1 protein-coding gene is annotated in these 484 nt (G+C 66.9%); it reads right to left on the reverse strand.

The annotated features are described in order from the left end of the window. Positions 1-15 precede the first annotated feature (15 nt). Positions 16-484: riboflavin synthase (locus ACWTU8_RS32390; RefSeq protein ID WP_455851321.1), on the reverse strand; the 469-nt coding region annotated here is incomplete at its 5' end.

The following is a 484-nucleotide window of genomic DNA, read 5'->3' on the forward strand; positions in this document are numbered from 1 at the left end:
CTCAGACCTTAGCGCTCAAAGCCCCTCTTTCGCCGCCTCCGCAAGGCGCGCGGCGTAGCGGGCCATGGTGTCGATCTCGAAATTGACCCGGTCGCCGGCCCGGCGCTCGCCCCAGGTGGGGACAGTCAGCGAGTGGTGGATCAACAACACGTCGAAGCGGGCGCCCTCCACCTTGTTGACAGTGAGCGAGGTGCCGTCGAGTGCGACGGAGCCCTTTGGCGCGATGAATTTGGCCAGATGGCGCGGCGCCTCCAGCGTGAAGCGCACCGCGTCGCCCTCGTCCTTGCGCTCGACGATCTCCGCGGTGCCGTCGACATGACCCGACACGATGTGGCCGCCGAGTTCGTCACCGATCTTCAGCGCCCGCTCGAGATTGACCTTGGTGCCGGATTTCCAGCGCGAAGCCGTGGTCAGCCGCAAGGCCTCTTCCCAGGCCTCGACCTCGAACCAGCGCGCGTTCGAGCCATGGTCGGGAAGCGCCGTG

This window comes from Mesorhizobium sp. BHbdii (assembly GCF_053848045.1).